Here is a 26,241-nt window from a genome sequence, read left to right as displayed (position 1 = left end):
ATTTAAATAGCTATATCTTGGTATCCAACTTCAATAACTTGTTCATTATTTAGTCTAACACCTACACCATTTTCTTCATCCCATGTGCAATCAAAACTTATACCTATACTTCTTCCACCATAAATATTAGCATAAGGTACCTTTATTCCAACTAAAGTAATATAATTTAATAGTTCTTTAGTTGAATTTATTTCTGGATAATATTCATTAAATTCAATATCATATCCTAATTCCTTACGTCTTTCCTTATAATAATCTAAAATGGGTTTTAAAAGTGTTTTCTGAATACTATTCCAATAATTAATTAAAACTTGATAAGCTTCATATTGACCACCTTCAAATTTACCATCATCATCTCCAGCTATAATTAACATAATATCAACTTCTTTATTTAAAAAATTAATTTTACTGTTTTTTGACCAAATATAATCATATTCTATTTCACCAAATATTGAATCATTAATCATTATAAATCACTCCTATATATCTAGCGTATTGTTTGTACACTATTGAATTTTATTTTTATATGCACCTGCATTAATCTCTCCAACGCCTCCAGTGTGTCCAAAGGTCGAATTGATTTTCGTTGGTACAAGCTGAATTGTTTTCGTATCATTTAACTCATGCCACGTTAGGTTATTTTTCACCCTATATTTCTCGATATCAGAAGGTTTAATATCTCCTGCTACCATATCAAATTTTTTTGCTAATTCTGAAGATTTGTTGAGTTTTTTTGCTAATTCTGTATTAGCCTGTTCAAAATTTAAGTTTCTGGCCTTGTTCCCATTTACTCCTTTTCCACCAAGCATATACTTTATCTCAACTTCAGCTTTTGAAACTGGCGAAAAATCAGGAACTCCATTTTTATACTGAATCCCATCAACACCTGCTTTATCTAATATCTTTTTTAATTCAGGGTCTGGCGGTGGCTTAAGTGTACATAGAGATTCCCCCCTGTTTCCTTTAAACTCTACTTTTACATTCGCCTCCGCAGGTGTTTGGTTAATTCTTGCTTCATATGAACTAGCAAAGTCTTCTTGCTTAAAAGCAGGAGGAATATCTTTTCCACCACTCTCTCCATCATACACTATTTTGTACAAATCATCTAATTTCCGCTTTGCTGACTCTAACGCTGTCTTTATTATGCCTTCTTCTTTCTTTATATTTTCAGCTGTTTCTTCTATTTGTTCTAGTCCCTTTACACCTGCAAATGCCAATGCTACCTTCTCTACTGTTAATTTTGATAGAGCCTCTTTTGCTCCAGTTATGCCTATTTTAAGCAGCTTGTATCCTTTTGTTCCTAGCTTAAATAGCGTTTGAAAACCCTCAATTGCTGCTCCTGCTTCTCTTCATAGTTATTGTATTTAATACATTTTCTAAATCTATTTCTGTAAGTTCTATTGATACCCCATCAAAGTCTCCTACCTTTAGTTTACTTTTTACTATATCACTTTCAATTTTACTTTTGACAGCTTGTTCAAATGCCCACCTTAATATATCTTTCTACAGCTTAGCATTTGGCAATAAATTTGCTTTTACTGTATTTTCTTTTGAAGGCTCGTCCCCCCTGTAAATTCTTTTAGGATGGAGTGCTTTTAAATCAAAACTATTTTTGTCTGCATTTATAAATTCCGTTTTTCCAGTGTTTAGGTTTATTGACATCCTAACCATTATATCCAATATGCTTTTTGAAGAAGTTAAAATTTTGGTTACATCACCTTGAACTGCTTTAATTATATCTGAACTTAATCCATTATTTAATCTTCTCTGCTCTCTTTTTATATCATTTTTAACTGCTTCTGTTTTGTCTATTCCTTTTCTCAATTCTTTTATAAATGAGTCCATTTTTGAAATTACTACTAATATTTCATCTGCTATTTGTATCACACTTTATGTCATAAATTTTATCTTTAGTAAAATATGTTCCTTACTTATCCTTTTATTTTATTGTTTTCCTTCTCTTATATCAATAATAGCCTTTTTTATTTAATTTAAGTGCTTACAAGCTTTAAATTAAATAAAAAAAAGAGCCGTTCTGAAACTAATGCCTCAAAACAACTCTTCCATTCTTAATTTTATATTTATTCCTCTTCTTCTTTATGCTTTTTTACTTTTTGTCCCTCATCACCATAGTAATAATAATATCCACCATAGTAACCATGTCTACTTTGAGTATCAACTCTATTTAAAACTGAACCTATTATATTAGCGTTCACGTTTTCTAAAAGTTCTTTAGCTCTTTTAGCTGCCTCAATTTCAGCCACTCCTGAACTTACAACTAAAATCACCCCATCAACCATAGTTGATAAAATCTGTGGGTCAGTTACTGCTATTACTGGTGGTGCATCAAGTATTATGTATTTAAAAACTCCCCTTGCTTCTTTTAAAAATGCTTTCATTCTATTAGAAGATAACATTTCAGCTGGATTGGGAGGAATTTTTCCCGCCGTAAGTATACATAAATTTTTACTATACCAATGACTTGAATCTTCAAATTTAGCACGTCCAGCTAGTACATTTGATAAACCAACATTGTTGGATATCTTAAATTTTTTGTGGGTACTTGGCTTTCTAAGGTCGCAGTCTAACAATAAAACTGAATTTCCTGCCTCTGCCATTGCCAAAGCTAAATTGCAGGAAGTAGTTGATTTTCCTTCCCCTGGTCCTGAACTAGTTATCAATATTAACTGCATTTCCTTATCAAAACTTGAAAATTGTATATTACTCCTAAGTGTTCTATAAGCCTCTGATATAGGAGATTTAGGTTTGTCCTTAACTACTAACATATTTCTCCCCCTTTAATCTTCTTCATAGTTAGGTATTACCCCAATTACTGGCAAATCTAAATGCCTCTTTATATCTTCTTGTGTTTTTATGGTTTTATCCATGTATTCTTTAAGAAAAGCTATACCAATTGACACAAAAAGTCCTAAAATAAAAGCTACAGCAATATTCATAAGCTTTTTAGGCTTTATCGGTGCTTTTGGTGCTGTTGCTCTATCGATTATTCTAGCATCCCCTGCTGTATAAACTGCTTTTGAAACCTCAACAAAGCTATCTGAAAAATCATTTGCTAAATCTGCTGCTGCTTCTGGTGACTTTGCATTTGCGGTTATATCTATTATTTGTGTTCCTGTTTGAGGTGTAACTGTTACTGCACTTGATATAGCGTCAATTTTAGTTCCATTAGCAAGTTTGTCTACAGTTTTACTTGCAACTGATCTTGACTCAGCAATTTGAGCATAGGTTTTTGTAAGATTTTGAGACATCATTACATCATTGTATTGTTCATTAGTTGTTGATTTTGTATCATTTCTACCTATTATAACTGTAACGTGTCCCTGATAAGTTGGTTTAAGTATAAAAAAGCTTAAAACAGCTGAAAATAGCACAAAAAATATTGTTACTATAGCTATCATGCCCTTTTCTTTATTTAAAACGTCAAAAAAACCAGTAAAGTCTATATCATTTTCTTGTCCCATTGGTTTCCCCCCTGTGTATAAATTCATTCTTCTCTACTTAAAAAAAGAGAAGAACCCTTTTTTTCTTTTTAGTTTTCGAGGAATCATCTTTATGTCCTCATTCTCTATAAGTAAATCTGCGTTTTTTACAAATTTCCCAGGCAATATACTGTCGATTTTAGATATTTCCTTAAGTGCCCTGTCATAGCCTGGACATCTTTTTCCTGCGGAGTGCGCATCTGAGGCAATGAAGCTAACTACACCTTCTTCTATAAGCTTTAGTGCTGTTTTTTGTACAGTTTTCCCAAAAACACCTTCTACACTTCCTGCATTTACTTGAAAATAAATATTGTCATCTATGAGATCATTTATTTTATACAAATCCTTTTGAATATAGGTATATCTTTCAGGATGAGCTATTATAGGCTTAACTCCTTTTATTTGAAGTTCATATAAAATGTCCGCTGCATTTTCAGGAAGTGACATCATATCAAATTCCACAAGCATATAGTTTGTGTCTTTTATACACCCAATTATTCCATTTTTATAAGCTTCCATTGTATGATTATCTATAAAAACCTCTTGCCCTGGTATAACCTCAATATCTACTGATTTTTCTTTAAATATGTTATTTAGATGTTCTGATTTTTTAGAAATATCAGCTATACTATTTTCAAATCTACCTCTAAAATAATGAGAGGTGGCAATCATTTTAGTAAGTCCTGCCTTCTTAGCTATATCCATCATTTTTAAGGTAGTATCAAGTGAATTTGAACCATCATCAATTTCTGGTATTATATGCGAATGTATGTCTACCACTAAATCACCTCTTTCTTTTGTGCTTTTATTTAGCAGGTATATTTACTAGTGATGTTTTAGGTGTTGGCTTTACATCATCAAAAATATATTTTCTCATTTGATCAGAAGTCACAGCTAAATCCGTATTAAGATACCAAACACCATCTACAGTAATTCCACTGCAATAACCATCAACTGGAAATCTTTCTTGATCTATAGAATCTATATTTAACGAAATAAATTTTGTACCATACTTTGCAATATCAAGACTACCTAAGCTTGTTTCAGTGTATGGAAGCATTTCATCCATCATGCTTATCATGTTACCTTTTCCTTGAGCCTTCATTTTATTGAAAACTGCCATGAGTACAGTTCTTTGTCTTTCCGTTCTCTGAAAATCACCACCAGCTGTGTATCTAATTCTAGAATAAGCTACTGCTTGTCTTCCATCTAAAAGCTGTTTCCCAGATGCTGTAACATGATTAGGCTTAACCTTCTCATATTTCGAAACTTCATCTATATAACTGTTCAAATAATTAACTTCATCTGGCTGAACATCTATTTCCACACCATTAAGCTTGTCTATAATTTTTTCAAAGGCATAAAAATCAACAGTTACATAATCTTTAACATTTAAATTGAAGTTCTCATTTATAGTTTTTATTGCCAACTGCGGACCACCGTAAGCATAGGCATGAGTTATTTTAGTCTTACCATGTCCATCAACATTTACATATGTATCTCTCATTATTGAGGATATTTTCAACTTTTTATGTGTCGGATCCATTGTTAAAATTAGAATAGAATCTGAACGAGATATATCTGTCTTTTCACGTCTATCAACTCCAAATAATGCTATGTTTATAGTGTCGTCATATTTCTGCAAATCTGTTTGAGTCTTCTGTGATATTCCAAGGTCAGATGGTTTTTTTGATATTACTTTTTTCTTCATTTTACTTGTTTTTGAATAAAAGTACCCACCAGCTGTTACACCTACTACTACTATTAAAATAAAAACTGTGAGAAAAAACTTTTTCAAAAAGCTAAATTTCTTTTTAGGTTTCATGATTACCTCCTTTTACCAATTGGTTCTTATGTTTTAAAATACTTATTCAAATTGTATATATTTTAATTAGAATTTAATCTTTTCAAAACATCTTCATTTAACTCAGAATATAACAAATTCAAGTTTTTCTTAATAAAGTTATTGTCTATTTTTGAATAATCAAATTCTAACGCCTGTTGAATCAATTTTTTTGGTATTCGATATTTAATGATTTTAGCAGGATTACCTACTGCAACTGCATATGGGGGGATGTTTTTAGAAACCACACTACCAGCACCAACTACAGCACCTTTGCCAATTGTCACACCTGATAAAATTATTGAATTCATTCCTATCCACACACCGTCCTCAATTATGATAGTACCCTTCGTATAAGCTTCATCACTCTCTCCCAAAATTTTTGTTTTAAATGGATATGTAGATATTGTATCCATCCTATGATTTCCACCCAGAATAAATTCTGTTCCTAATGCAATAGATACATACTCCCCTATTATTAATTTTTCTTTAGCATCGTCCCATTGATGTACTTGAAGAATGCCATAAGACATTTTTCCTACTTTAACTTTATTTAAATCAAAAATGTTTTTTACAGAAGTAAAATTATTCTTATTTTTTTTTCTCCATTTAATTTTGAAAAACACAAGCTTAACATGATATATTATCCTATCAATTATAATTTTCACCACCTCCATTGTTATAAAAATTTATTATTTAATAACTAATTTTATGGTTATAATTAAGATCATAAGTGTTTTATATCTCTAAAAAAGATTTAATTTTATCACATATTACCATCCAATTATAATTTTCGTATGCAAAATTTTGTATTTCATTACTTATATATTTTAATTCTTGACTTTTACACTTTTCAAGTAACAATTCACAAAGTTTTTCAATATCATTTACTGGAAATATTCTCCCATACTTTTCGTTATTCGTAATATCATAAGCTGCTGGTACATCAGAAGAAATAACATAACATCCATTTTTTATTGCTTCAACTAAAACGAAACCAAAACTCTCATATAATGACGTTAAACAAAATATTTTAGCTGACTCATATTCATTTTTAAGTATTTCTCTATCATACATAGGTCCTTTAAAACTAACTTTATCTTTTAATGATGGATACTTATTAAAATACTTATATATATAATCTTTAAATTTATCTTCAATTGGTCCTACTAAATTAAGTTTCCAATTGGGTATTTTATCATGAATCAATGCAAAAGCTTGTAATAAAATATCATTAGCTTTTTCCTTAGAGCCAATTCTTCCTACTGTTATTATTACATCTTTCTTCTTAATATTTACATTTCTTTCAATATTGAAATTACTTTCATAAAATCCATTTGGCACAAACTTAACTTCTTTAAAATTATTTTCATTAAAATAATCACATAATTCTTTGGTTTCTACACTTACTAATTTGCATTTTCGAAAAATATATTTTATAAAATTATGCTTTGCTCCTTTTTTATATATTAAATATGTCTTAATTTCTCTGTTAGCATCTAATTTTAAAAATACTTTTCCACTACTATTTAAAAACTTATATATCAATATCCATAGATATGATCTTTTAGAAAGATGAAATATATGTAAAACATCTATTTTATTTGAATTTTTCATCAAGTATACTATACTGTCTAATGTAGCATTTCCTGTATATTTCTTTATAAAATTAACTTTCAGTCCCTTAACTTCTTTTTTTAAATAAGGATATTCACCATTGTTATAGCATGCCAAGTATGACTGAAATCCATATTTTTTATGCAATGCATAAGCAATCATTCCAACATCTTTTATTAAGTGTATGTTCTCTGATTCAGGAAATAATGTTACAAATCTCATTTCATTCTTTCCTTTCTAGTAAAAGATTTTTTATTTCTTTAATTGTTATAACCTTAAATATAAATAAAGAAACAAAGTAACTTAAAGTACCAATTATAGATAACACTATCGCATTTACTGTTATAATCTTAAATAATATTATTGTAAAGCTCATTATAATTGAAGATATAATAACTTTTAAAATAAAAGAATTATTATATTTTATAGAAATTTGTGAATTGGTTACTTTAAACATTAAAATAAGATTAAGTACCTCACTAATTAAAGTATTTATTGCAGCTGCCTCTATCCCAAATTTACCAATAAAAATGAAATTAGAAACTATATTATACAAAGATGAAACTAGTACTATATTCATGTATTTTTTTTGAAGTTCCCATGCACTTAATGCATATCCATATATTTCTCTCACATATAATAAAGCAACATATATAATTAAAATAGTAAATATGCTATATGCTCCCGAATATTTATTACCATAAATTGTATTTATAACTTCTCGTTTCATTATAAATGCTATAAATATTAATGGCACAGAGATTATATATATTATTTTCCTTAAATTATTAATAAGATCATTTAATTTATATTTTACTTCTGAATTGTAATACTTAATTAACAAAGGATAGATTGGGGTAAAAAAAAGTCCGGCTATCATTATAAAAACATTAACTATCTTATAAACAGAATTATAAATGCCTATTTCATAATCAGTTCTCATAAATCCCAACATAAGAGTTGCTATATTAGAATTTATTGTAGCAAAAATACCAGAAAAGAAAAATGGCCATGATGCTAAAATTAATTTTTTATATTCTTTTAAGTTAATTGTAAATTTAAACTTAATTTTATATAATTTTTTAATTAATATAATAAGGTATAAACTACTAATTAAAGTCGCCATAAACATAAATAAAGCTAAATAATATACATTCTTAATTTTAAAGATTAATATTGATACGATAACTGCTATTGAATATAAAATATTTTTTATTATTATAGACCTAGAGTTATATTGCATCTCTTCATTAGCATTAAAAATCCAATCAACACAAATAGCTGTTGGAAAAATTGTCAAACCATAAAATAGTATGCTTAATTTATATAATTCGCTTTTACGTATAATAATAACAAATATTACAATTAAAACGTACGATATAATTGCAAGAAAAATTCTCAGACTCATTATTAAATTTATACTATAATTATTATTTTTTTTTGATTTTGCAATCTCTATAATTCCAAAAGTTTGCAACCCAAAACTAGCTAAAGCTGTAAAATACATTATCACAGCATTAGAAAAATTTATTACTCCAAAATTGTTTGGTCCAAAATATCTTGCTATATAAACAGTTGCAATAAATGCTAATATTTGTCCCAAAAAATTAGAAAACAAAAGTGAGAAAAAATTTTTAACTACTTTATTTACCTTTTTCATATTAAATTCACCTTATTAAGTAACATTAACATTGCAAAAAAATCTTTTCGTATTTTTCCACAATGAATTTCCAACTATATTTATTAGAAATTATATTCTTACATAACTCTCCATGCTCTTTAATTTCCTCATTACTTAGTTTTTCAACTTCTTCTATTAGACAACTTAAATTTCTCTCTTCTGAATCAAAATAGTATGTGGCCTTTTGTCCTACTTCTCTGTTAAAAATAACATTGTATAATAAATTTAATTTTGTTGTAGCTAATGCTTCTAACAACGATGGATTAGTTCCACCAACTGAATGTCCATGAATATATGCAAATGCTTGACTACGTAACATATGCAATTTATATTCATCGTAAATAGTTCCAACAAATTTAATTCTTTTATCATTTACAAACCTTACCGAATTAACTAAATAATTATAAAATTTTAAATTAGTATCACTATTGGTTACTAAAACTAAATCTTTTTGGGTTTTAGAATTCATGAATTCTTTTATTATAAACTCATAATTATTTTCTGGTACAAATCGCCCAACTACTAGATAGTAATTATTATTATTAATATCATTCCTTTTCATCCACTCACTAAACTCAACTTCTTTATTTATATTTCTCTTGTAATCTATAATTTCAGCTCCATACGGAATAAATACAGTTTTAGGATTATATTTTTTATATTCATCATTTATATATCTTTCAATCCCAATAGAATCACATACTACTATATCTCCACTTTTAATCATCAATTTTTCAGATATTTTCCAATACTTTTTTACAGCACAGTTCCATTTACTTCTTTTCCATTCATGACCATCAGGATTTATATAAATTTTAGCTTCAAGCGTTTTTATGTATTTCTTATAAAAATTCAAGAATGGCCCTATTCTACAAGCTAATATATATATTATACTATTTGAACCTATCCTTTTTTGCTTTATGTAATTTCTAACTCTAATTAATGACATGATATCATAAATCACAGCACTAGCAGAACCCACTTTAGGCACCTTTACATTAAAACAATTTGCATTATTATAAACAAATTTATCATTGTTTTTTCCCATACACGAAACATAATAATGTATTTGTTCGTTTTTACTTTTTTCTGTCAACTTATCAACAAATGTTTCAAACCCTCCATAATTAGCTGGTATACCTTTAGATCCAATTATAAAAATATGCTTCACCTACATACTCACTCCTATTTTACATACAAACATTATTATATAATTCTTTTACATCTTTACATATATTTTGCCAATCAAAATTTTTTTCCGCATATTTTTTCCCGTTTGCACCTATCTTGTCAATAGCATCCATACTCTCCTTTGAAAATGATACTATTGCTTTAGCTAATAATTCTTTATTAGCTTTAGGGACTAATACACCTGTTATATTTTGTTCAACTACTTCACCTAGTCCACCAACATCAGTTGCTATAACTGGTTTAGAATAAGCATATGCCAACTGTACTACACCACTTTGATATATTTCTAAATATGGCAGTACTATTACATCACTTGCACAAAAATAATATCCTATATCTTCATCTGGTATAAATTTAATATCACATCTAATATAATCTTTTAAGTTTAATTTATCTATAATGTCTTGATAATATGCAAAATTATCTTTCCACACTTTTCCTGCAATTATTAAGTATATATTTTTATTTTCTTTTACAGCCAAACTTAAAGCTTGTATTAGTATATGTAATCCTTTGACTTTTTTTATCTGACCAAAAAACAGAAAAACTTTTTTATTGTTTGCAATACTAAGAGCTTTTCTAGCTACATGCTTATCAATAGTCTTAACATTACTAATAAAATGGCCATGAGGTATATATTTACATTTATCCTTTTCCAAATTAAATTCTTGTTGAATCCTATCAACATTAACCTTCGCCTGTAAAATTATCCTGTCAGTTTTATTATATATCTTTTTATGATAATGGTAATCGTATATTTTTTTATTAAATGGTAAAATATCATGAACAGTCATTACAATCTTAACCCTTTTTTTACTTATCATATTCAAGAAATAATAATCAACAGGTGCAAATGTAATCCATTGGACATGTAATATATCTATATTTTCAATTTCGATATATTTTATTATTTCTCTCCAACTATTTATGTATTGTAATAACTTTTTGACCTTTCCTCTTCTACCAAATGATTTAAAAATTTTTTTAAATTCTACGTTTAATCCTTCTGTATTATTACAATCATTTGTTATCAGTTTTACATTTATTCCGTTTTTGTACAATCCATTACATAAATCAAATGAATATTTATTATTTATGTTCCCTATCTGATCTATTAAGAAAACCTTCAAATTCCCACCTCCAAACATCAATAATTACTTATATTTCTTCATTTATATTATTAGTAAATTTTAAGCATAATAATGTTAATGATAAAATCAACAACATTATTATTGGCTTCCATGCAAAACATTCATAGAAAAACATATTTATAGAGATACTAATAAAAATAATTGACATTAAAATTTCAAATTTGTTTTCAGTAAATATAATCTTTTTTATATAAAAAATCAATATAATTATATATATAACAACACTTATTACTCCAAATTCGTATAACATTGTCATATATTGATTATCTGTATATTGAAATCCTTGCATAAGTACTTGATTATTCATCATAAAATCTTTTACAGTATCATATCCATTTCCAAATAACTTAATGAACCAGTTACTATTAATCCAATTATTTATTATATTACCTATAGTAACAACTCGTTGTATTTTAGATCCATCACCTAATTCTATAAGCATAAATCTTTCATAAATTTTCTTTATTACACCAGACTTATAAAGTAAAAAGCTGACCAATATTGTAATAAAATCAAATGCAATTATGTAGTTCACTTTTAATTTTAACTTTTTATTATTTTTATTATTATAGATAATTCTATTAATAAGATATAAAATTAAAATCACAAAAAAAGCAAGCCAAGAACTTCTTGATTTTGTAAAATATAAATTCATGAGAATTACACTTGAAAAAACAATTTTTTTATATGTACTCTTTTCCAAAAGAATGCATATAAAAAAGAATACTACTAATATATTTCCATATATTATAGGATGACCAAATGCAGAATAAACTCTAAATTCGTCATATCCATATGTTGTTTGAAATGAAATTTTATCCCCTTGGAGGCTTTCGCTAAGAAATTCAAAGAAAATATTTTTCTTACTCAATATCTCATAAATTCCCACAAAATTAAAAAGCACAACGAAATTTAAAGAAGCTTTCAAAAATTTTACTATATACTCATATCCATATTTGATAACTATTATAATAGTTATTGGAACCATAAGAAATATTATTAATAGTTTCCCCGTATTTGTTAAGCTAAAATTATAAATTGTTGATAAAAAACAACAAAATATAAATAAACTAACCATGCAAGACTCTTTTATTTTAAAAGAAATTCTTCTACTTAAATTGAAATTTTTAATTAACTCACTAAATAACAATAAACAAATAATAATTATTATAAATACATTGTACATAAAATTGAGTTTTTTATATATAACTACTATTGATGCAATAAATAATATAACTAGTAAGTTTATTTTTAAAATAAATTTTCTATTCATAAAATCAACTCTTTCTCCGATGTATAAATAGCATAGAATCAAACTCACTCTATGTTATCAAAAATTGTAGACTTAATTTTATAATACTCGCTAATTCCCTTTATACAAGCACTATTATTTTGCCTTCTATCAAAAATCTTAATAAAAAAAGTAAGATAAAACCACACTAAACTAGTATACTTATATATACCATTCATATACTTATTTATAAATATAAGTCTATTTCTAGTCATATAAAATTGAGTAAAAAATGATTTACATCCACCGGTAGATGAACTAACCTTATGATAAATAACTGAATTCGGTTCATATAATATTTTATACCCACTATTTATAATTCTGTAACAATAATCCGTATCCTCATAATACATAAAATATTTTTCATTCATATAACCAACATTATTAATTAATTCTTTACTTATTAATTGAAAACATCCAGATGCAAATTTAATCTGCTGTTTACATGAATATTTTTCTCCAACATCAATTTCGTTCATACCTACATGATATGCATTTCCCTTTAGTTCATTTATTCCACCTCCAGCAAACCATATTCTTTTAGGTTCTGCATAATAGTATATTTTACCAGTCAACATTCCTACTTTTTTATTAACATCAATATTTTTTACTAAATTCATTAAAAAATCTTTCTCAACTACAGTGTCGTTGTTTATTAATAGCACATATTCTGCTCCATTATCTATAGCATATTTAATTCCAATATTATTACCTGCCGCAAATCCTCTGTTGCTTTCAGCTTGAATAATAACATGTTTATCAAAGTTCTTCTTTAATATCTCTGCTGAGCTATCTTTAGATGCATTATCTACTATAACTATTTTGTAATTGCTGTAGGTTATTTTCTCAATACTATTTACACACTCAATAGTATCTTTGTATCCATTATAATTTAATATAATTATATAAACTAACGGTTGTCCCATTACTCTATCCTTTCAATATATCTAAATATCGCTATGTAAAAATCCATTTATTTTTCCTTTACCTTTTTCTTAATCTCTTTTATCCTCTCAATGTCATCCTTTTTACCAACAAAAATAATATCATCACTTTCAACCACAAAAACATCTGAAAGTCCAACCACAACTATAGGCTTTTCTCTTCCTACCAATATATTATTTTTGCTATCTATACTTTTAATGTCACCTACGCAAACATTATTGTATTCATCCTTGTCCCTGTACCTTTCCACTGCGTACCAAGTTCCAATATCATCCCAACCGAAATCACAAGGAATTACATATATACTATCTGCTTTTTCCATAATTCCATAGTCGACAGATATATTCTCTACTTTTTCATATTCTTTTTTTAATACAATTTGAAATTCATCTTTTCCTACATCCATTACATTTTTTAATATGTTATAAGTTTTATTTAAATATTTCTCCGTTAACTTAAGAATTGTAGAACATTTCCATATGAACATTCCACCATTCCAAAGAAAGTTTCCCGCCTCAACATATTTCTCCGCCTTTTCCTTATTAGGCTTTTCTACAAACTTATTTACCTTTTTTATTTCAAATTGATCTATCTTATCACTTACTTCTCCTGATTCTATGTATCCATATCCTGTTTCAGGTCTTGTAGGCTCCATTCCCAAGGTAACTATAGAAGCATCATTTTTAGAAACAAACTCTTCTGCCGCTTTTATAGTATTTAGTAGCTTGTCCTCATGTACTATTAAGTGGTCTGACGGAAGCACAACAATGGAAGCATCCCCATAGTACTTGTTTATTACAAAAGCCGAAAGTGCTATACAAGGTGCCGTATTCCTACCAACAGGTTCAACTATTATATTCCTTTTAGGAAGTTTTGGAAGCTGTTCTCTTAGAATATCAACATATCTTTCACCAGTTACTACAAATATTCTTTCAATATCTATTAAATCTTCAAGCCTTTCTACAGTCATTTGAATCATAGTTTTATCACCCAGAAGCTGTAAAAACTGTTTTGGCTTTTCATCTGTGGATAGTGGCCAAAAACGTTCTCCTCGTCCTCCAGCCATTATTAGTGCACAAAGCATGTGACTCCTCCTTACATTGCGTTTTTGTCTCCAAAAAGTAAAAAAAATGTTCTAAATATAAGTTTTAAATCTAAAAATGTACTTCTTTCCTTTATATACTTTAAATCAAGTCTAATCCATTCCTCAAAACCAATAGAACTCCTCCCCATAACCTGCCAATAACAGGTTAAGCCAGGCTTAACTAGGAATTTCTTTTTCTGAAGTTCATTAAACTTTTTTACTTCACTAGGCAAATTAGGTCTTGGTCCTACAAGTGACATTTCACCTCTTAGAACATTGAAAAGCTGTGGGAGCTCATCTAAACTAGTTTTTCTTATAAATCTTCCGATCTTAGTTATCCTTGGGTCATCACTCATTTTAAACATTGGTCCTGATACTTCATTTTTATCCTTGAGCTCTGCTAGAAGTTTCTCTGCATTTTCCACCATAGAGCGAAACTTGTACATATTGAATGTCCTTCCATTTTGCCCCACCCTTTTTTGCGAAAAAATAATAGACCCTTTTGAATCCATCTTTATAGCAATAATTACTACCAGCATTACAGGACTTAAAATTACTATTCCAATAGCTGAACCAATTATATCTATAATTCTCTTTATTATGTAATATATAATGCCCTTATCTAAGCTTTTATCCGGCATAAATACAAGTTTATCATCCTCAAATTCTAAATTCTGCAATATATGCCCCTCCCTGTAATTAAAAAACATATTATACTTTCTAAAACATATTATACACCAACTCTCTAATAATTTCACTATTTCACCAACAATTTCGTTAAAATTTGCATTAAAATCCTTTTAATTTCACCACTTTTATAGCTATTTACTATGTTTTATGGGGTAAATATTATTAATTACCTTCGACTTTTTTATTACTATTATTATTTATACAAATTCATTTCACATAAATTTCATCACTTACAATTTTGTTTTGTGATATAATTTTATAGAATATAAGGAGGCAAAAAAATATGAAAAAAATTTTTTTGATTTTGCTCTGTTTACTCTGTTTTGGTTTCATTTTTTACAATTCTTCCCAAAACGGAAATGCATCTAATGATAGAAGTTATAAAGTTACAAATGAATTAAGAAATTTTTATAGAAAAATAAAAGGTGAGAATAAAGAAAACTACACAAAACTTCCTACTAATCCTCGTGATGAGAAAATAAACCTCTTTATAAGAAAAAATGCTCATGCCTTTGAGTATTGTCTTCTAGCAGGAATAGTTACAATAATTATTTTCAGCTTAGGCTTAAAAGGAAGATATGCTATAGTGTACATATGGTTTATATGCCTTTTTTACGCAGTACTTGATGAATTTCATCAAATGTATGTTCCAGGAAGGACATCGCTTGTTTCGGATGTTTTAGTGGATTTTCTTGGGGCAAATATAGGTATGTGGTTTAGTTATTTTGTTTATTACACAATATTTAAAAAATTCAGAAGCAAAAAATAAAAAAACAATACCCATGTTTATAGGGCAAAAGTTTCATAAACATGGGTACTGTTTTATTTATATTCCTTAGCTTTTTCTTCTCCTCTAAGGACTCTAAGGCCGCCCTCTGCTAGTGCAAGAAGTTCATCTTCTCCACCATATCTAACTACAGGAGCTATGAATTTTACTCTGTCTTCTATTGCATCACATACATATGGGTTGTAAGCAATTCCACCTGTTAAAATTATTGCATCTACTTTTCCTTTTAAAACGGTGGCACATTTACCTATATCTTTTGCTACCTGGTATGTGAAGGCTTCATAAATAAGTCCGCATTTCTTATCTCCTTCAAGAGCTTTATCAACTACAGCTTTAAAATCAATAGTATTTAAATAGCTGACAACTCCGCCTTTACCGTTTATCTTTTTCATTACTTCTTCATAAGTGTATTTTTTGCTGAAACACATTCTTACAAGATCTCCTACTGGAACTCCGCCACTTCTCTCTGGTGAGAATGGACCTTCTCCATCAAGTGTGTTATTCACTTCTACCACTCTACCAGCTTTATGAGTACCTACTGAAGTTCCTCCACCCATATGAACTACTATTAAGTTAAGATCTTCGTATTTCTTTTTAGTTTCCTTTGCATATCTTCTTGCAACTGCTTTTTGATTTAATGCATGAAATATACTTTTTCTAGGAATATCAGCCATTCCTGATACTCTAGCAATTTCTTCAAGTTCATCAACAACAACTGGATCAACTATATATGCAGGAACATTTATTTCTTTTGCTATTTCATTTGCAATGATTCCACCAAGGTTTGAGGCATGCTGTCCTTGAACTCCTACCTTAAGATCCTTAAGCATTGCATCATTTACTCCATAAGTTCCGCTTACTATTGGTTTTAGAAGTCCCCCTCTGCCAATTATGGCATTTAGAGAACTTACTTCTATATTTGCTTCCTTTAGTGCGTCTAAAATTACTTCTTTTCTAAATTCAAACTGATCAAAGATAGTATCATACTTTTCTATCTCTTCTGCTGAATGTCTTAAAGTTTTTTCAAATATCTCTTTTTCATCATCGTAAATACCGATTTTAGTTGAGGTAGAGCCAGGATTGATTATTAATAATCTGTACATTATACATTCCTCCACTTAACTTAAATTATTTGCTTCCTGCAACTAATGCTGCAAGTGCTATAGAATTCATTTTTGTTTCATGGCTGTCAGCTCTTGAAGTTAAAACAACTGGTGCAGCAGTTCCAACTAAAATTCCACCATTTTTTGAATCTGTTGTATATGTTAAAGTTTTGTACATTACATTTCCTGTTTCTATGTTTGGCATTAAGAAGATATCAGCCTTTCCAGCAACTTCTCCTGTTACATTTTTATGATGTGCTGCTTCTGCTGATAACGCTATGTCTAGTGCTAAAGGTCCATCAACTACACAACCCTTAAATTGTCCTCTGTCGCTCATTTTTGAAAGCATTGCTGCATCAAGTGTCGCTGGCATTTTAGGGTTTACAACCTCAACTGCACAAATTGGCGCAACCTTTGGATTTTCTATACCTATTGCATGTGCAACCTTAACTGAGTTGTTTACTATATCAATTTTTTCTTTTAATTCAGGATAAGTATTAAATGCAACATCTGTTAAGAATAAAAGTCTATCAAATTTTTCAGTTTCAAATACTGCAACGTGGGACATAGTTTTTCCAGTTCTAAGTCCAACTTCTTTGTTTAATACTGATCTTAAAAATGTTGCTGTATTTATAAGTCCTTTCATTACCATATCAGCTTTTCCTGTTGATACAAGTTCTACTGCTTTTAAAGCTGCCTTTTTTACATCAGGCTCGTTTACTATCTCAAAATCATTTATATCCATTCCTATTTTAAGCGCAATTGATACAATTTCGTCATGATCTCCTACAAGTATAGCGTCTGCAATTCCATTTTTCTTGGCGTCTCTTACTGCTTCAAGTACTGGTTCGTCTTGAGCTACAGCAACAGCAACCTTTTTCATCTCTTTACTTTTTACCTTCATGATGATTTCATTAAAACTCTTAATCACTTGTCGTACACTCCCTTTACTTTTTATATCTCTGTTAAATGATTAACGTGCTCATTTATATTTTAACAAACTTTTCCCATGAAGTTAAGTTTTTTAGAAAATTATTTAAATTTATATTTTTTCATTATGCTCTCTGCAGACTTTATTCCATCTACAGCCGCTGATATTATGCCTCCAGCAAAGCCTGCGCCCTCACCTGATGGATATAAGCCTTTTAGTGAAATACTTTCAAGCTTTTCGTTTCTAGTTATCTTCAAAGGTGCTGAGGTTCTGGTTTCTATTCCTGTCATTACAGCATCAGAATACATATAACCTGTTATTTTTTTATCAAAATTCACAAATCCCTCTTTCAAAGAATCTATTACATAACTTGGTAAACACTCTTTTAGTGCCGCAAATTTATACCCTGGAGTGTACGATGGTTTTACGCTTCCTACTTTAGTTGTTACCTTATCCTGCATAAAATCACCTACAAGCTGCACTGGTGCATTATAACCTCCACCGCCTGCTAAATATGCAAGGTGCTCATAATATCTTTGAAATTCCATTCCTATAAGTGGACTTTTGTCACTTATATCCTTGTTAAAAAGAGCCTTGGAAGCTTTGAAATCTTCACTATTTACAGTTACTACAAGAGCTGCATTTGCATTTTCAAGATCTCTCTTGTAATAGCTCATACCATTACATACAAGTCTTTCTTCCTCTGATGATGATGCTACAACTGCCCCGCCTGGACACATGCAAAAACTATAAACTCCCCTTTTTTCCTTGGTTGTGTAAGTCAATTTGTAGTCTGCTGCTTTAAGTCTAGGATGATTTTTATACTTTCCATACTGATGTTCATTTATAAAATCCTGTGGATGCTCTATCCTAACCCCTATAGCAAAGGGCTTTGGTTCCATAAATACGGCTTTTTTGTTGAGCATTTCATAGGTATCTCTAGAACTATGTCCTATGGCAAGTACAACACATTCACAAGGAATTTCTTCACCATTCACAATTACAGCCTCTACACTGTTATTTTTCATTATTATATCTTCAAGTCTGCTGTTAAACCTCACTTCTCCGCCTAAAGCTATTATTCTCTCACGTATATTTTTAACTACTTTTTTTAATATATCCGTTCCTATATGAGGTTTTCCCATATAACCTATTTCTTCTGGTGCTCCGCCTTTTATAAATTCCTCTAAAACATAACTGCACCTAGGATCTTTTATTCTTGTAGTAAGCTTACCATCAGAGAAAGTTCCTGCTCCACCCTCTCCAAATTGAACATTAGACTCTGTATTTAGTACTCCTGTTTTCCAAAAGTTATCCACAGTCTCCGTTCTTTTATCAACATTTTCTCCTCTTTCAAACACAAGAGGTGCATAACCATTCTCAGCAAGTGTAAGCGCTGCGAACATTCCACAAGGACCAGTTCCAATAACTATAGGTCTATGCTTTAATTTTTCATCTCCGAATTTAAATTCTTCTTCTATATGATTTTTTTCTAAGACTGCATCCTTTCCGTGAACCCTAGATATTATTTTGCTTTCATTTTTACATTTAACCTCTACTGAATAGTTAAATTTTATTGCATCCTTTTTTCTTGCATCTATAGATTCTCTTAAAATTTTAAAACTTTCAAAGTCCTCTTTAGATATTCTAAGCTTTTTTGCCGCCTTTTTTCTCAAATCCTCTAAATTTTCGTCTATATCTAAATTCAAATTATTAATTCTTATCACTGTACGCTCTCCTTATTTTGTTATTGTTACATTTACTTTGTCTAAGTCCTGTGATACCTTACTAATTCCTGAAGGTAATGTAACATTCACACCTTCTGTATAGGTTCCTTCTGCTAAATTAGTAAGATCTATATTAGCCTTTATATCTCCATCTTTAATATTATTGATATCTGTTACATAACCAGACACCACTATATTTAAAACTTCATTAGAAAGCTGCGCCTTTAAATTCTGACCTAAATTTGAAGTTGTTATATTTACCTTAAAAGTCTTTTGAATTGTAGTATCTGTATCTACCTTTACATTTATACTATCATCTGAATTTACAATTCTAACGCCGTCTGGAACTAAAAGCCTTACCTTAACTGTTTGACCTGCTGATATTTTAGATAAATCTATTGGCTCGGTATCTAGGGAGTTTATATTTTTTACTCCCTCGCTTACCCCCTCTATTTGTACACTGTCTGCAACCGGTGTAATAGTTTTTACCTTCACACCACTAGGAGATTGGCCTGTAGTTTTAACATTTATACTAACGTTTTTTATTTTCTTTTTTTTAGTTAAAGTAACATTAACTTCTTTGGTATCTAAAGCAACTCCTCCTATTACTGCTCCTTTAGCGTCAACTGCTTCAAGTTTAACCTTACTCTCAAAGCTATCAGCTTCATCACTTTTAATATCTACAATTCCTTCAACATGGTCTACCATACTTACTAGCTCTGAAGCTCCTGAAACGCTCACCTTTGATGGAGTGGAAAATGCATCATAAAGTCCCACCGTATAAGCATTTTTACCCTGCTTTTTTATATCAACTGATACATCCTTTTTATCGATTTTATCAATTTTTACACTTACCCACATGTTATCTTCTTGAACTATACTTATATTATTGGGCGATTTAACTATTTGTACTGGAATCTTGTTGTCACCTTTTTTAACAGCATACGAAGCTATATCGGCTACTATTTTGAATTCGCTCTGTTTAACCTTATAAACATCCGTAGCATTTCCTTTTATAGTAACTGAAATTTCAAATTTTTGATTTGGTGCTAAGGTGAGATTATTATCCTTAAGAGAATCAATATTGTTAATAGTTACTGGTATATTTTTAATTTTATAAGTTTTAATAGGATTTTCATAATTAGTAATATAAAGCCACAAACAAAATGCAGCTATAAAACATGCTATTCTAACTATTATTTCTCTTTTTGTCTTTTTCTCCACCCTTTCACCTTCTCCCAATAAGTAATTTTTTTACTATATCTATTTATTATTATATTCATCAATATATCCTTCAACTTTTTAGGTGTGTAGTTTCTAGTTAGCCTTCCATTTATAGCAAGAGATATATTGCCGGTTTCTTCTGATACTATTATAACTAAGGCATCTGAATTCTCTGATATGCCAATTCCAGCTCTATGCCTTGTTCCTAATTTTTTATTTATGTCATTGTTAGAAGTAAGCGGCAAGAAACATCCTGCTGCTACTATTCTGCCATTTCTTATAATTGTCGCTCCATCATGAAGTGGTGTATTTACAACAAATATATTTTCCAAGATAGCTGCTGAAACTATTGCATCAACTCTTGTACCTGTACTTATTATATCTTCAAGTCCTGTAGCCTGCTCAATTATGATAAGTGCTCCTGTTTTACTTTCAGCTAAATTTTTAACACTGGTAATAACTTCCTTTAATATCTTATCTACAGTATCCTTATCCTGAAGAATATGACCTTCCTTAAAGGCACTTCTGCCTATTCTCTCAAGGGCCCTTCTAATCTCTGGTTGAAATATTATAACCATAGAAAGAACACCTATAGTTATAGTTCTTTGAAGAATCCAATTTAACATAGTAAGATGAAAAATATCACTTAAAGGTATTAATAGAATTATTAATAGCACACCCTTTAGTAGCTGCATGGCTCTGGTTTCTTTTATTATACTGTAGGTTTTATAAAAAATATATGTAACAACAAGTATATCTACTATGGACCAAATATTTAATCCTTTTAGTGAGTTTTGTATTATGTCTATTAATTCCAAACTTTTTTCACCTCCATAATATTATATAAACCTCTGCTATTCCACACTTAATTATACACTAAGCAGATATAATTATATATTTTAAATTTATAATTTTTTATTAATGTTTATTTAATATAATTTTACATTTCCCCTTAATATTCCATCAAAACGATTTAATTGGTCTTCCCTATAAATAAAAGAATATATATATAGATTTTTACATAATTATATACATAAGGAGTTGATAAACATGAAGAAAAAATTTTTAAATAAAAAAACGGCCTTCATTATATTTATGTCAATATTATCGTGTGTTCTTGTTTTTTCTGTAACCTATAATTTATTTATTATAAGCTATTATAGAGATTATGAACACTCTATTGAAACAATTGCATCCTCAATTAACACTGCAAATAATATTTCTTCAAGCTTTGATATTAAAAATACTAAAACAAATGTTACTAAAAGTATCAATCTACTTATAAAGGCCCAAAATCATCTAAATAAACTACATGAAGTAAATAAGTACAAATATGTGGTACAAGACCTAAAAACAGGTCTAAGTGGAAATATTTTAGCCTACAAGCAGCTTATACTTTGCATAAATAATTCAGAAGATCCTAATATATCCACATCAATTCATTCATTAGATAAATATAGAAATTCATGCTTAAAACAATATTCTAGAGTAAACTGTATGAAAAAAGATTTGCTCAAAATAGATAAATTTATAGACCTTATTTATAATTCTAAACACTATTTTTCTGAAAAAGAAGCCTTAAAAAAGTATAACACTGTTTCATCTGAGGAAGTCGAAGAATTTACTACCAATTTTTCTACTATGGTAAATGAATTTAAGTCTATATTAACCAATTTTGACTCCTATGCCGAAAATGCTAGGAACAAAAAAATTTCTTATACTTATGTAATAAATAAAATAGAACAAAGCCAAAACGCTCTTGATAACTTCGAGCAAAATCTAAATACTCTATCTATTCCTCAAAGCAAGCTTGAAGTATTCTCTTCACTAAAAAAAGCTATGAATGATTACAAAGCTTACATAAAATCCTTTTTACCAGCTTTAACCTACGAAGAAAATTCATCTGATACTTACATCTCAACTTCTGAGGTTAATAAGCTTTACAGCGACTCTAATTATAAGTTTAAACAAACTGAGGAAGACCTTAAGGAATTTAATAAATTATTCAGATAATATTTTACCTTAAGGTACTAATTTAAAGCCTTTTAGATTTTTTATGGTTTAAATGAATTTTTTTCATAATCTTGTGCATAATATCATTAGCCTAAATTATAAAAACGGGGAAACCAATCTTTGGGGGTGAATCGCATTTATGCGTAGGTTTGTGCCTTTACCGAATCCGTCAGCTAACCTCGTATAATAAAAGGAGGAAGATTAATGAAAAAATTTATTTGGGCTATTATATTTTTTACTTTAATTTTATGCTGTCTACCTAATACTTGTAGTGCAAAAATTTTTTTTAAACCAAAGGAGGGAATACCTTATAATCCTTTATCCATAGTAAAAGAAGATAAAGCGGAGAAAAACTTATACGATGAAAAAGTAGATTCTGTTCAGGTCTTCAATCCAAATGGCAATTCTATTTATATCACCAATAATGATATTAACTTAATGGCACAGGTGGTATATGCTGAAAGCTGTTCAGAACCATATGAGGGGAAGGTTGCTGTAGCCTCAGTAATTTTGAATAGGCTTCAAAATCCTGAGTTTCCAAAATCCATAGGTGATGTAATTAAACAAAAGTATGCATTTTCCTGTATTAAAGATGGTGAAATAGCGGTAACACCAAATGAAGACTGCTACAATGCAGTTATGGATGCTTTGCATGGTAAGGATCCTACACCTAAAGCTATGTATTTTTATAACCCTAGAATATCAACATCCGAATGGATGAATAACATACAAAAAGAAAATGTAAAAGTTATAGGCAACCACGTATTTTTTAAAACATATAAACAATAAAATAATAAGGATGATTTTTCTTTCATTTTACTGCAAAAGCCTATTAGGGGTTTCTTGCAGTAAAATGAAAGTATCATCCTTATTATTTTCTATATAATTTTTCTACAGCATTAAGTGCTGCTACCTGACCTTCTCCTACAGACTTCATATATTGATAAGGTCTCCCTGTACAGTCTCCTGCGGCATAACACCCTTCAATATTGGTCTCCATCTTTCTGTTTACCTTTATGTGACCATCTTCAACTTCAAGTCCAGGAACAAGCTGCTCTGGAGGTGCACTATCTTTAAGCACAAATACTCCATCTGTTTCAAGCTCTCTCAACTTAAGCTTAAGCTTTTCCACTTTATTTTGTCCTACAATTTCAACGGGAGTATCTTTTACAAGCTCTACCTCTTGAGTTAGTTCATAATCATCTCTATACATTGGAACATAATATACTTTAGATGCAAGTTCAGATAAATAATTTGCTTCACTTTCTGCTTCCTTATTGTATCCCACTATAGTTACAACTTTATTTTTGTACAAAGGAGCATCACAAGTAGCGCAATAACCTACTCCTCTTCCTAAAAATTTATCTTCTCCATTTAACGGTTTTGTGTGTTCCATACCCATAGCAAGTATTACCTTAGTGGCTTCATAAGTATCACCACTAGTCATTATTGAGAAATATTCTCCCATTGCATATATATTATTAACCTTTACATTTTCTATTTGTATACCCATGTTATCTATGTGTTCTTTAAACTTATCCCTAAGCTCAGCTCCCTTTATGCCATAAAAGCCAAGGTAATTGTCTATTTTAGGTGCCAAAGTTAGCTTCTTACTTAAATCACTGCTTCCAAACACAATAACTTTTCTATTTCTTGTTTTTGCATTTATTGCGGAAGCTAGACCAGCAGGTCCACTTCCTATTATTGCAATATCATATCTTTCCATTTTTCTTATATGTGTTTCTCTATAGCAGCTGTAATTGATTGTTTAGGTCTAAAGCCTACTAAAGTATCTACTGGATTTCCGTCTTTAAATATCATAACTGTAGGTATACTTGCAATTCCGAATTTACTTGCCACTCCTGGATTATCATCCACATTAACTTTTGTAAACTTTGCTTTTCCTTGGAGTTCTTCTGATACCTCTTCTATTACAGGTCCAAGCATTTTGCAAGGTCCACACCATGGTGCCCAAAAGTCAACTATCACAGGTTCTCCTGAAGCTTTTATTTCTTCATCAAAAATAGAATCATTAATTTCTTTTACCATTTTTATTCCTCCTTGATACCCCCATAGGGTATGTTGTAATTATATTTTATCATGCTCTAAAATAATGTCAATCTTTTATACATATTATATTATAATCATATCATACTTATAATATAATTTTGTTTTTAAATAATTGTACTGAATTAATTTATTTATTTAGTATATTAGTTATATTAGAATTATTATAAATTGATTTAGGATAGTTATCTGAAAGCTTTTCAGCGTATTTTTTAGCATCCTCAATATTTACATCCTTATTTAAAATAGCTAAATTATACAAAACAGTTTCCTCATAACTTCCCTTTTCAAATTTTTGATCATATAATTTATAATAATTCATTGCCCCTTCTACATCATTGGTATTTTTATAGGTTTCTCCTGTAAAATAAATTATATCTGCATATAAATAGTTTTTTTCTCCATATTTATATGCCTTTAAAAGGTTTATCTTTGCACCCTCATAATTTTTGCTCTTAATAAGATCAGTTGCTGATTTATAAAAATATTCAACACCCTCACTTAGTAACATATCTGTTGCCTTTGATAACAAAATTTTATCATTTACCTTTAAACTGTTGTTTCCCTGCCATTTTTCAACGTATTCATATATTTTATCAAAATTTTTATTATCAACTGCGCCTTGAAGCTCTGAAGTATTAAATACCTCTTCTTTAACTGGTACTTCTATCTTCTTTTCTGGTTTTTTAACACTTTCTTTTTTTATTACCTTTTTAGTTGCAACCTTCTTAGGTTCTACCTTATTAGTTTTAAGATAATTTTTGATTTCAAAGCCTCCAAATGCAATAAGCAGTATTACAACTAAAGCTGCCAATGGTTTATACATCTTTTTGAAACTTATTTTACCTTTTATTACTCCTAAATCTATCAATTCTTTCTTAATAGAAAGTGCTTTCTCGTTATTTCTGTCAATTTTCAGCACCTTCTCAATACTTTCTTCTGCCTTCTTATACCTTCCTTGTTTTATATAGCATACTGCCTTATAGTTATAAACATTTATACAATTATAGGAGCTTTTTGAACAGTTTTCTAGAAGCTTTAGTGCCTCCTTTATTTCCATTTTCTTTATACATTTGAGAGCTCTAACATAATAATTCAATCTTTCCTCATCAGCCGCAACATCATTTAAATACCTCTTCGCTGAAATATCATCATTTGCCTCTACATTCAGCTTCCATACTGTTTTTGCTTCATTTAAATTTCCTTTAAAATAGCACAGCATTGCCTTTAAATCCAGTGCCGAATTACTACTTATATCTGCTGATATACACTCATCACAAAGTTCAATAGCCTTATCTATGTATCCATTTTCAAAATTCTGAAGTGCCTTCTTATAAATTCTCTTTGTCTTATCCATATTCTCACCTTATATATACTAGTATTTTTTACATTATAT

Annotated in this window: 27 protein-coding genes and 1 riboswitch; of the genes, 3 read left to right on the top strand and 24 right to left on the bottom strand. The window is 29.3% G+C overall.

The window, feature by feature from the left end; genetic code table 11:
* Window positions 1-2: 2 nt before the first annotated feature.
* From CLFE_RS04325 to CLFE_RS04250, 16 genes are all read right to left on the bottom strand, one after another.
* Window positions 3-467 carry a DUF6985 domain-containing protein gene (locus CLFE_RS04325; RefSeq protein WP_242951555.1) on the bottom strand — a complete coding sequence of 155 codons (465 nt, stop codon included), beginning with the start codon at window positions 465-467 and terminating at the stop codon, window positions 3-5.
* 39 nt (window positions 468-506) lie between these two features.
* The gene (locus CLFE_RS04320; protein WP_207651348.1) at window positions 507-1,217 is read right to left on the bottom strand and encodes an HNH endonuclease; all 711 of its coding nucleotides are present in this window, start codon (window positions 1,215-1,217) and stop codon (window positions 507-509) included.
* Between the two features lie 286 nt (window positions 1,218-1,503).
* Window positions 1,504-1,887: a hypothetical protein gene (locus CLFE_RS04315; RefSeq protein ID WP_077892391.1), complete on the bottom strand. Its 384-nt coding sequence runs from the start codon at window positions 1,885-1,887 to the stop codon at window positions 1,504-1,506.
* 194 nt (window positions 1,888-2,081) lie between these two features.
* The gene (locus tag CLFE_RS04310) at window positions 2,082-2,786 is read right to left on the bottom strand and encodes a CpsD/CapB family tyrosine-protein kinase (RefSeq protein ID WP_077834999.1); all 705 of its coding nucleotides are present in this window, start codon (window positions 2,784-2,786) and stop codon (window positions 2,082-2,084) included.
* A gap of 12 nt (window positions 2,787-2,798) precedes the next feature.
* A complete protein-coding gene (locus tag CLFE_RS04305; RefSeq protein WP_077892390.1) occupies window positions 2,799-3,482 on the bottom strand; it encodes a YveK family protein in 684 nt (227 codons plus the stop codon).
* 33 nt (window positions 3,483-3,515) lie between these two features.
* The gene (locus CLFE_RS04300; protein ID WP_077892389.1) at window positions 3,516-4,280 is read right to left on the bottom strand and encodes a tyrosine-protein phosphatase; all 765 of its coding nucleotides are present in this window, start codon (window positions 4,278-4,280) and stop codon (window positions 3,516-3,518) included.
* A 25-nt stretch (window positions 4,281-4,305) separates the two neighbouring features.
* A complete protein-coding gene (locus CLFE_RS04295; protein ID WP_077892388.1) occupies window positions 4,306-5,325 on the bottom strand; it encodes an LCP family protein in 1,020 nt (339 codons plus the stop codon).
* 62 nt (window positions 5,326-5,387) lie between these two features.
* On the bottom strand, window positions 5,388-6,011 hold the full coding sequence (locus CLFE_RS24225; RefSeq protein WP_284738949.1) for a CatB-related O-acetyltransferase: 624 nt from the start codon (window positions 6,009-6,011) through the stop codon (window positions 5,388-5,390).
* Between the two features lie 70 nt (window positions 6,012-6,081).
* Window positions 6,082-7,182: a glycosyltransferase family 4 protein gene (locus tag CLFE_RS04285; protein ID WP_077892387.1), complete on the bottom strand. Its 1,101-nt coding sequence runs from the start codon at window positions 7,180-7,182 to the stop codon at window positions 6,082-6,084.
* A gap of 1 nt (window position 7,183) precedes the next feature.
* Window positions 7,184-8,620 (bottom strand): flippase, encoded by a 1,437-nt coding sequence (locus CLFE_RS04280; protein WP_077892386.1) that lies wholly within the window; start codon window positions 8,618-8,620, stop codon window positions 7,184-7,186.
* A gap of 25 nt (window positions 8,621-8,645) precedes the next feature.
* Entirely contained in the window at window positions 8,646-9,812 is a 1,167-nt protein-coding gene (cps2T, locus tag CLFE_RS04275) for a beta 1-4 rhamnosyltransferase Cps2T (protein ID WP_077892385.1), read from the bottom strand.
* Window positions 9,813-9,831: 19 nt separating this feature from the next.
* On the bottom strand, window positions 9,832-10,962 hold the full coding sequence (locus CLFE_RS04270) for a glycosyltransferase family 4 protein (RefSeq protein ID WP_169850874.1): 1,131 nt from the start codon (window positions 10,960-10,962) through the stop codon (window positions 9,832-9,834).
* 28 nt (window positions 10,963-10,990) lie between these two features.
* Window positions 10,991-12,256 (bottom strand): O-antigen ligase family protein, encoded by a 1,266-nt coding sequence (locus tag CLFE_RS04265; RefSeq protein ID WP_077892383.1) that lies wholly within the window; start codon window positions 12,254-12,256, stop codon window positions 10,991-10,993.
* Window positions 12,257-12,300: 44 nt separating this feature from the next.
* Window positions 12,301-13,200, bottom strand: a complete 900-nt coding sequence (locus tag CLFE_RS04260; RefSeq protein WP_077892382.1) for a glycosyltransferase family 2 protein — start codon at window positions 13,198-13,200, stop codon at window positions 12,301-12,303.
* Between the two features lie 47 nt (window positions 13,201-13,247).
* Window positions 13,248-14,303: a mannose-1-phosphate guanylyltransferase gene (locus CLFE_RS04255; protein ID WP_077892381.1), complete on the bottom strand. Its 1,056-nt coding sequence runs from the start codon at window positions 14,301-14,303 to the stop codon at window positions 13,248-13,250.
* Window positions 14,304-14,314: 11 nt separating this feature from the next.
* Window positions 14,315-14,983 carry a sugar transferase gene (locus CLFE_RS04250; protein ID WP_077892380.1) on the bottom strand — a complete coding sequence of 223 codons (669 nt, stop codon included), beginning with the start codon at window positions 14,981-14,983 and terminating at the stop codon, window positions 14,315-14,317.
* 293 nt (window positions 14,984-15,276) lie between these two features.
* Here CLFE_RS04250 and CLFE_RS04245 point away from each other — a divergent pair, with 293 nt between their 5' ends.
* Window positions 15,277-15,762, top strand: a complete 486-nt coding sequence (locus CLFE_RS04245) for a VanZ family protein (RefSeq protein ID WP_077892379.1) — start codon at window positions 15,277-15,279, stop codon at window positions 15,760-15,762.
* A 53-nt stretch (window positions 15,763-15,815) separates the two neighbouring features.
* On the opposite strand, the gene buk is transcribed toward CLFE_RS04245, so the two are convergent.
* The 5 genes from buk to cdaA form a co-directional block, all read right to left on the bottom strand.
* Window positions 15,816-16,883, bottom strand: coding sequence for a butyrate kinase (buk, locus tag CLFE_RS04240; RefSeq protein WP_077892378.1), 1,068 nt, complete (start codon window positions 16,881-16,883; stop codon window positions 15,816-15,818).
* A gap of 25 nt (window positions 16,884-16,908) precedes the next feature.
* Window positions 16,909-17,814 (bottom strand): phosphate butyryltransferase, encoded by a 906-nt coding sequence (gene ptb, locus CLFE_RS04235; protein ID WP_077892377.1) that lies wholly within the window; start codon window positions 17,812-17,814, stop codon window positions 16,909-16,911.
* Between the two features lie 101 nt (window positions 17,815-17,915).
* Window positions 17,916-19,541, bottom strand: a complete 1,626-nt coding sequence (locus CLFE_RS04230; RefSeq protein WP_077892376.1) for an NAD(P)/FAD-dependent oxidoreductase — start codon at window positions 19,539-19,541, stop codon at window positions 17,916-17,918.
* A 12-nt stretch (window positions 19,542-19,553) separates the two neighbouring features.
* Window positions 19,554-20,765 (bottom strand): CdaR family protein, encoded by a 1,212-nt coding sequence (locus CLFE_RS04225; RefSeq protein ID WP_077892375.1) that lies wholly within the window; start codon window positions 20,763-20,765, stop codon window positions 19,554-19,556.
* Window positions 20,738-21,583, bottom strand: coding sequence for a diadenylate cyclase CdaA (gene cdaA, locus CLFE_RS04220; protein ID WP_077851994.1), 846 nt, complete (start codon window positions 21,581-21,583; stop codon window positions 20,738-20,740). The genes CLFE_RS04225 and cdaA overlap by 28 nt, the downstream gene beginning before the upstream one ends.
* Before the next feature lie 232 nt (window positions 21,584-21,815).
* On the opposite strand from cdaA, the gene CLFE_RS04215 reads away from it, so the two are divergent.
* Together CLFE_RS04215 and CLFE_RS04210 are read left to right on the top strand one after the other, a co-directional pair.
* On the top strand, window positions 21,816-22,778 hold the full coding sequence (locus CLFE_RS04215; RefSeq protein ID WP_077834978.1) for a hypothetical protein: 963 nt from the start codon (window positions 21,816-21,818) through the stop codon (window positions 22,776-22,778).
* A 78-nt stretch (window positions 22,779-22,856) separates the two neighbouring features.
* A riboswitch (cyclic di-AMP (ydaO/yuaA leader) is annotated at window positions 22,857-22,979 on the top strand.
* Between the two features lie 3 nt (window positions 22,980-22,982).
* Window positions 22,983-23,567 (top strand): cell wall hydrolase, encoded by a 585-nt coding sequence (locus CLFE_RS04210; protein ID WP_077834977.1) that lies wholly within the window; start codon window positions 22,983-22,985, stop codon window positions 23,565-23,567.
* An 82-nt stretch (window positions 23,568-23,649) separates the two neighbouring features.
* On the opposite strand, the gene CLFE_RS04205 is transcribed toward CLFE_RS04210, so the two are convergent.
* The 3 genes from CLFE_RS04205 to CLFE_RS04195 form a co-directional block, all read right to left on the bottom strand.
* A complete protein-coding gene (locus tag CLFE_RS04205; protein WP_077834976.1) occupies window positions 23,650-24,504 on the bottom strand; it encodes an NAD(P)/FAD-dependent oxidoreductase in 855 nt (284 codons plus the stop codon).
* Between the two features lie 5 nt (window positions 24,505-24,509).
* Entirely contained in the window at window positions 24,510-24,827 is a 318-nt protein-coding gene (trxA, locus tag CLFE_RS04200) for a thioredoxin (protein WP_077834975.1), read from the bottom strand.
* A gap of 148 nt (window positions 24,828-24,975) precedes the next feature.
* Window positions 24,976-26,202, bottom strand: a complete 1,227-nt coding sequence (locus tag CLFE_RS04195) for a tol-pal system YbgF family protein (RefSeq protein WP_077892374.1) — start codon at window positions 26,200-26,202, stop codon at window positions 24,976-24,978.
* Window positions 26,203-26,241 lie beyond the last annotated feature (39 nt).

Source organism: Clostridium felsineum DSM 794 (genome assembly GCF_002006355.2).
Lineage (GTDB): Bacteria > Bacillota > Clostridia > Clostridiales > Clostridiaceae > Clostridium_S > Clostridium_S felsineum.
Note: the sequence above shows the minus strand (reverse complement) of the source record. Positions and strands in the feature narration are given on the sequence as shown.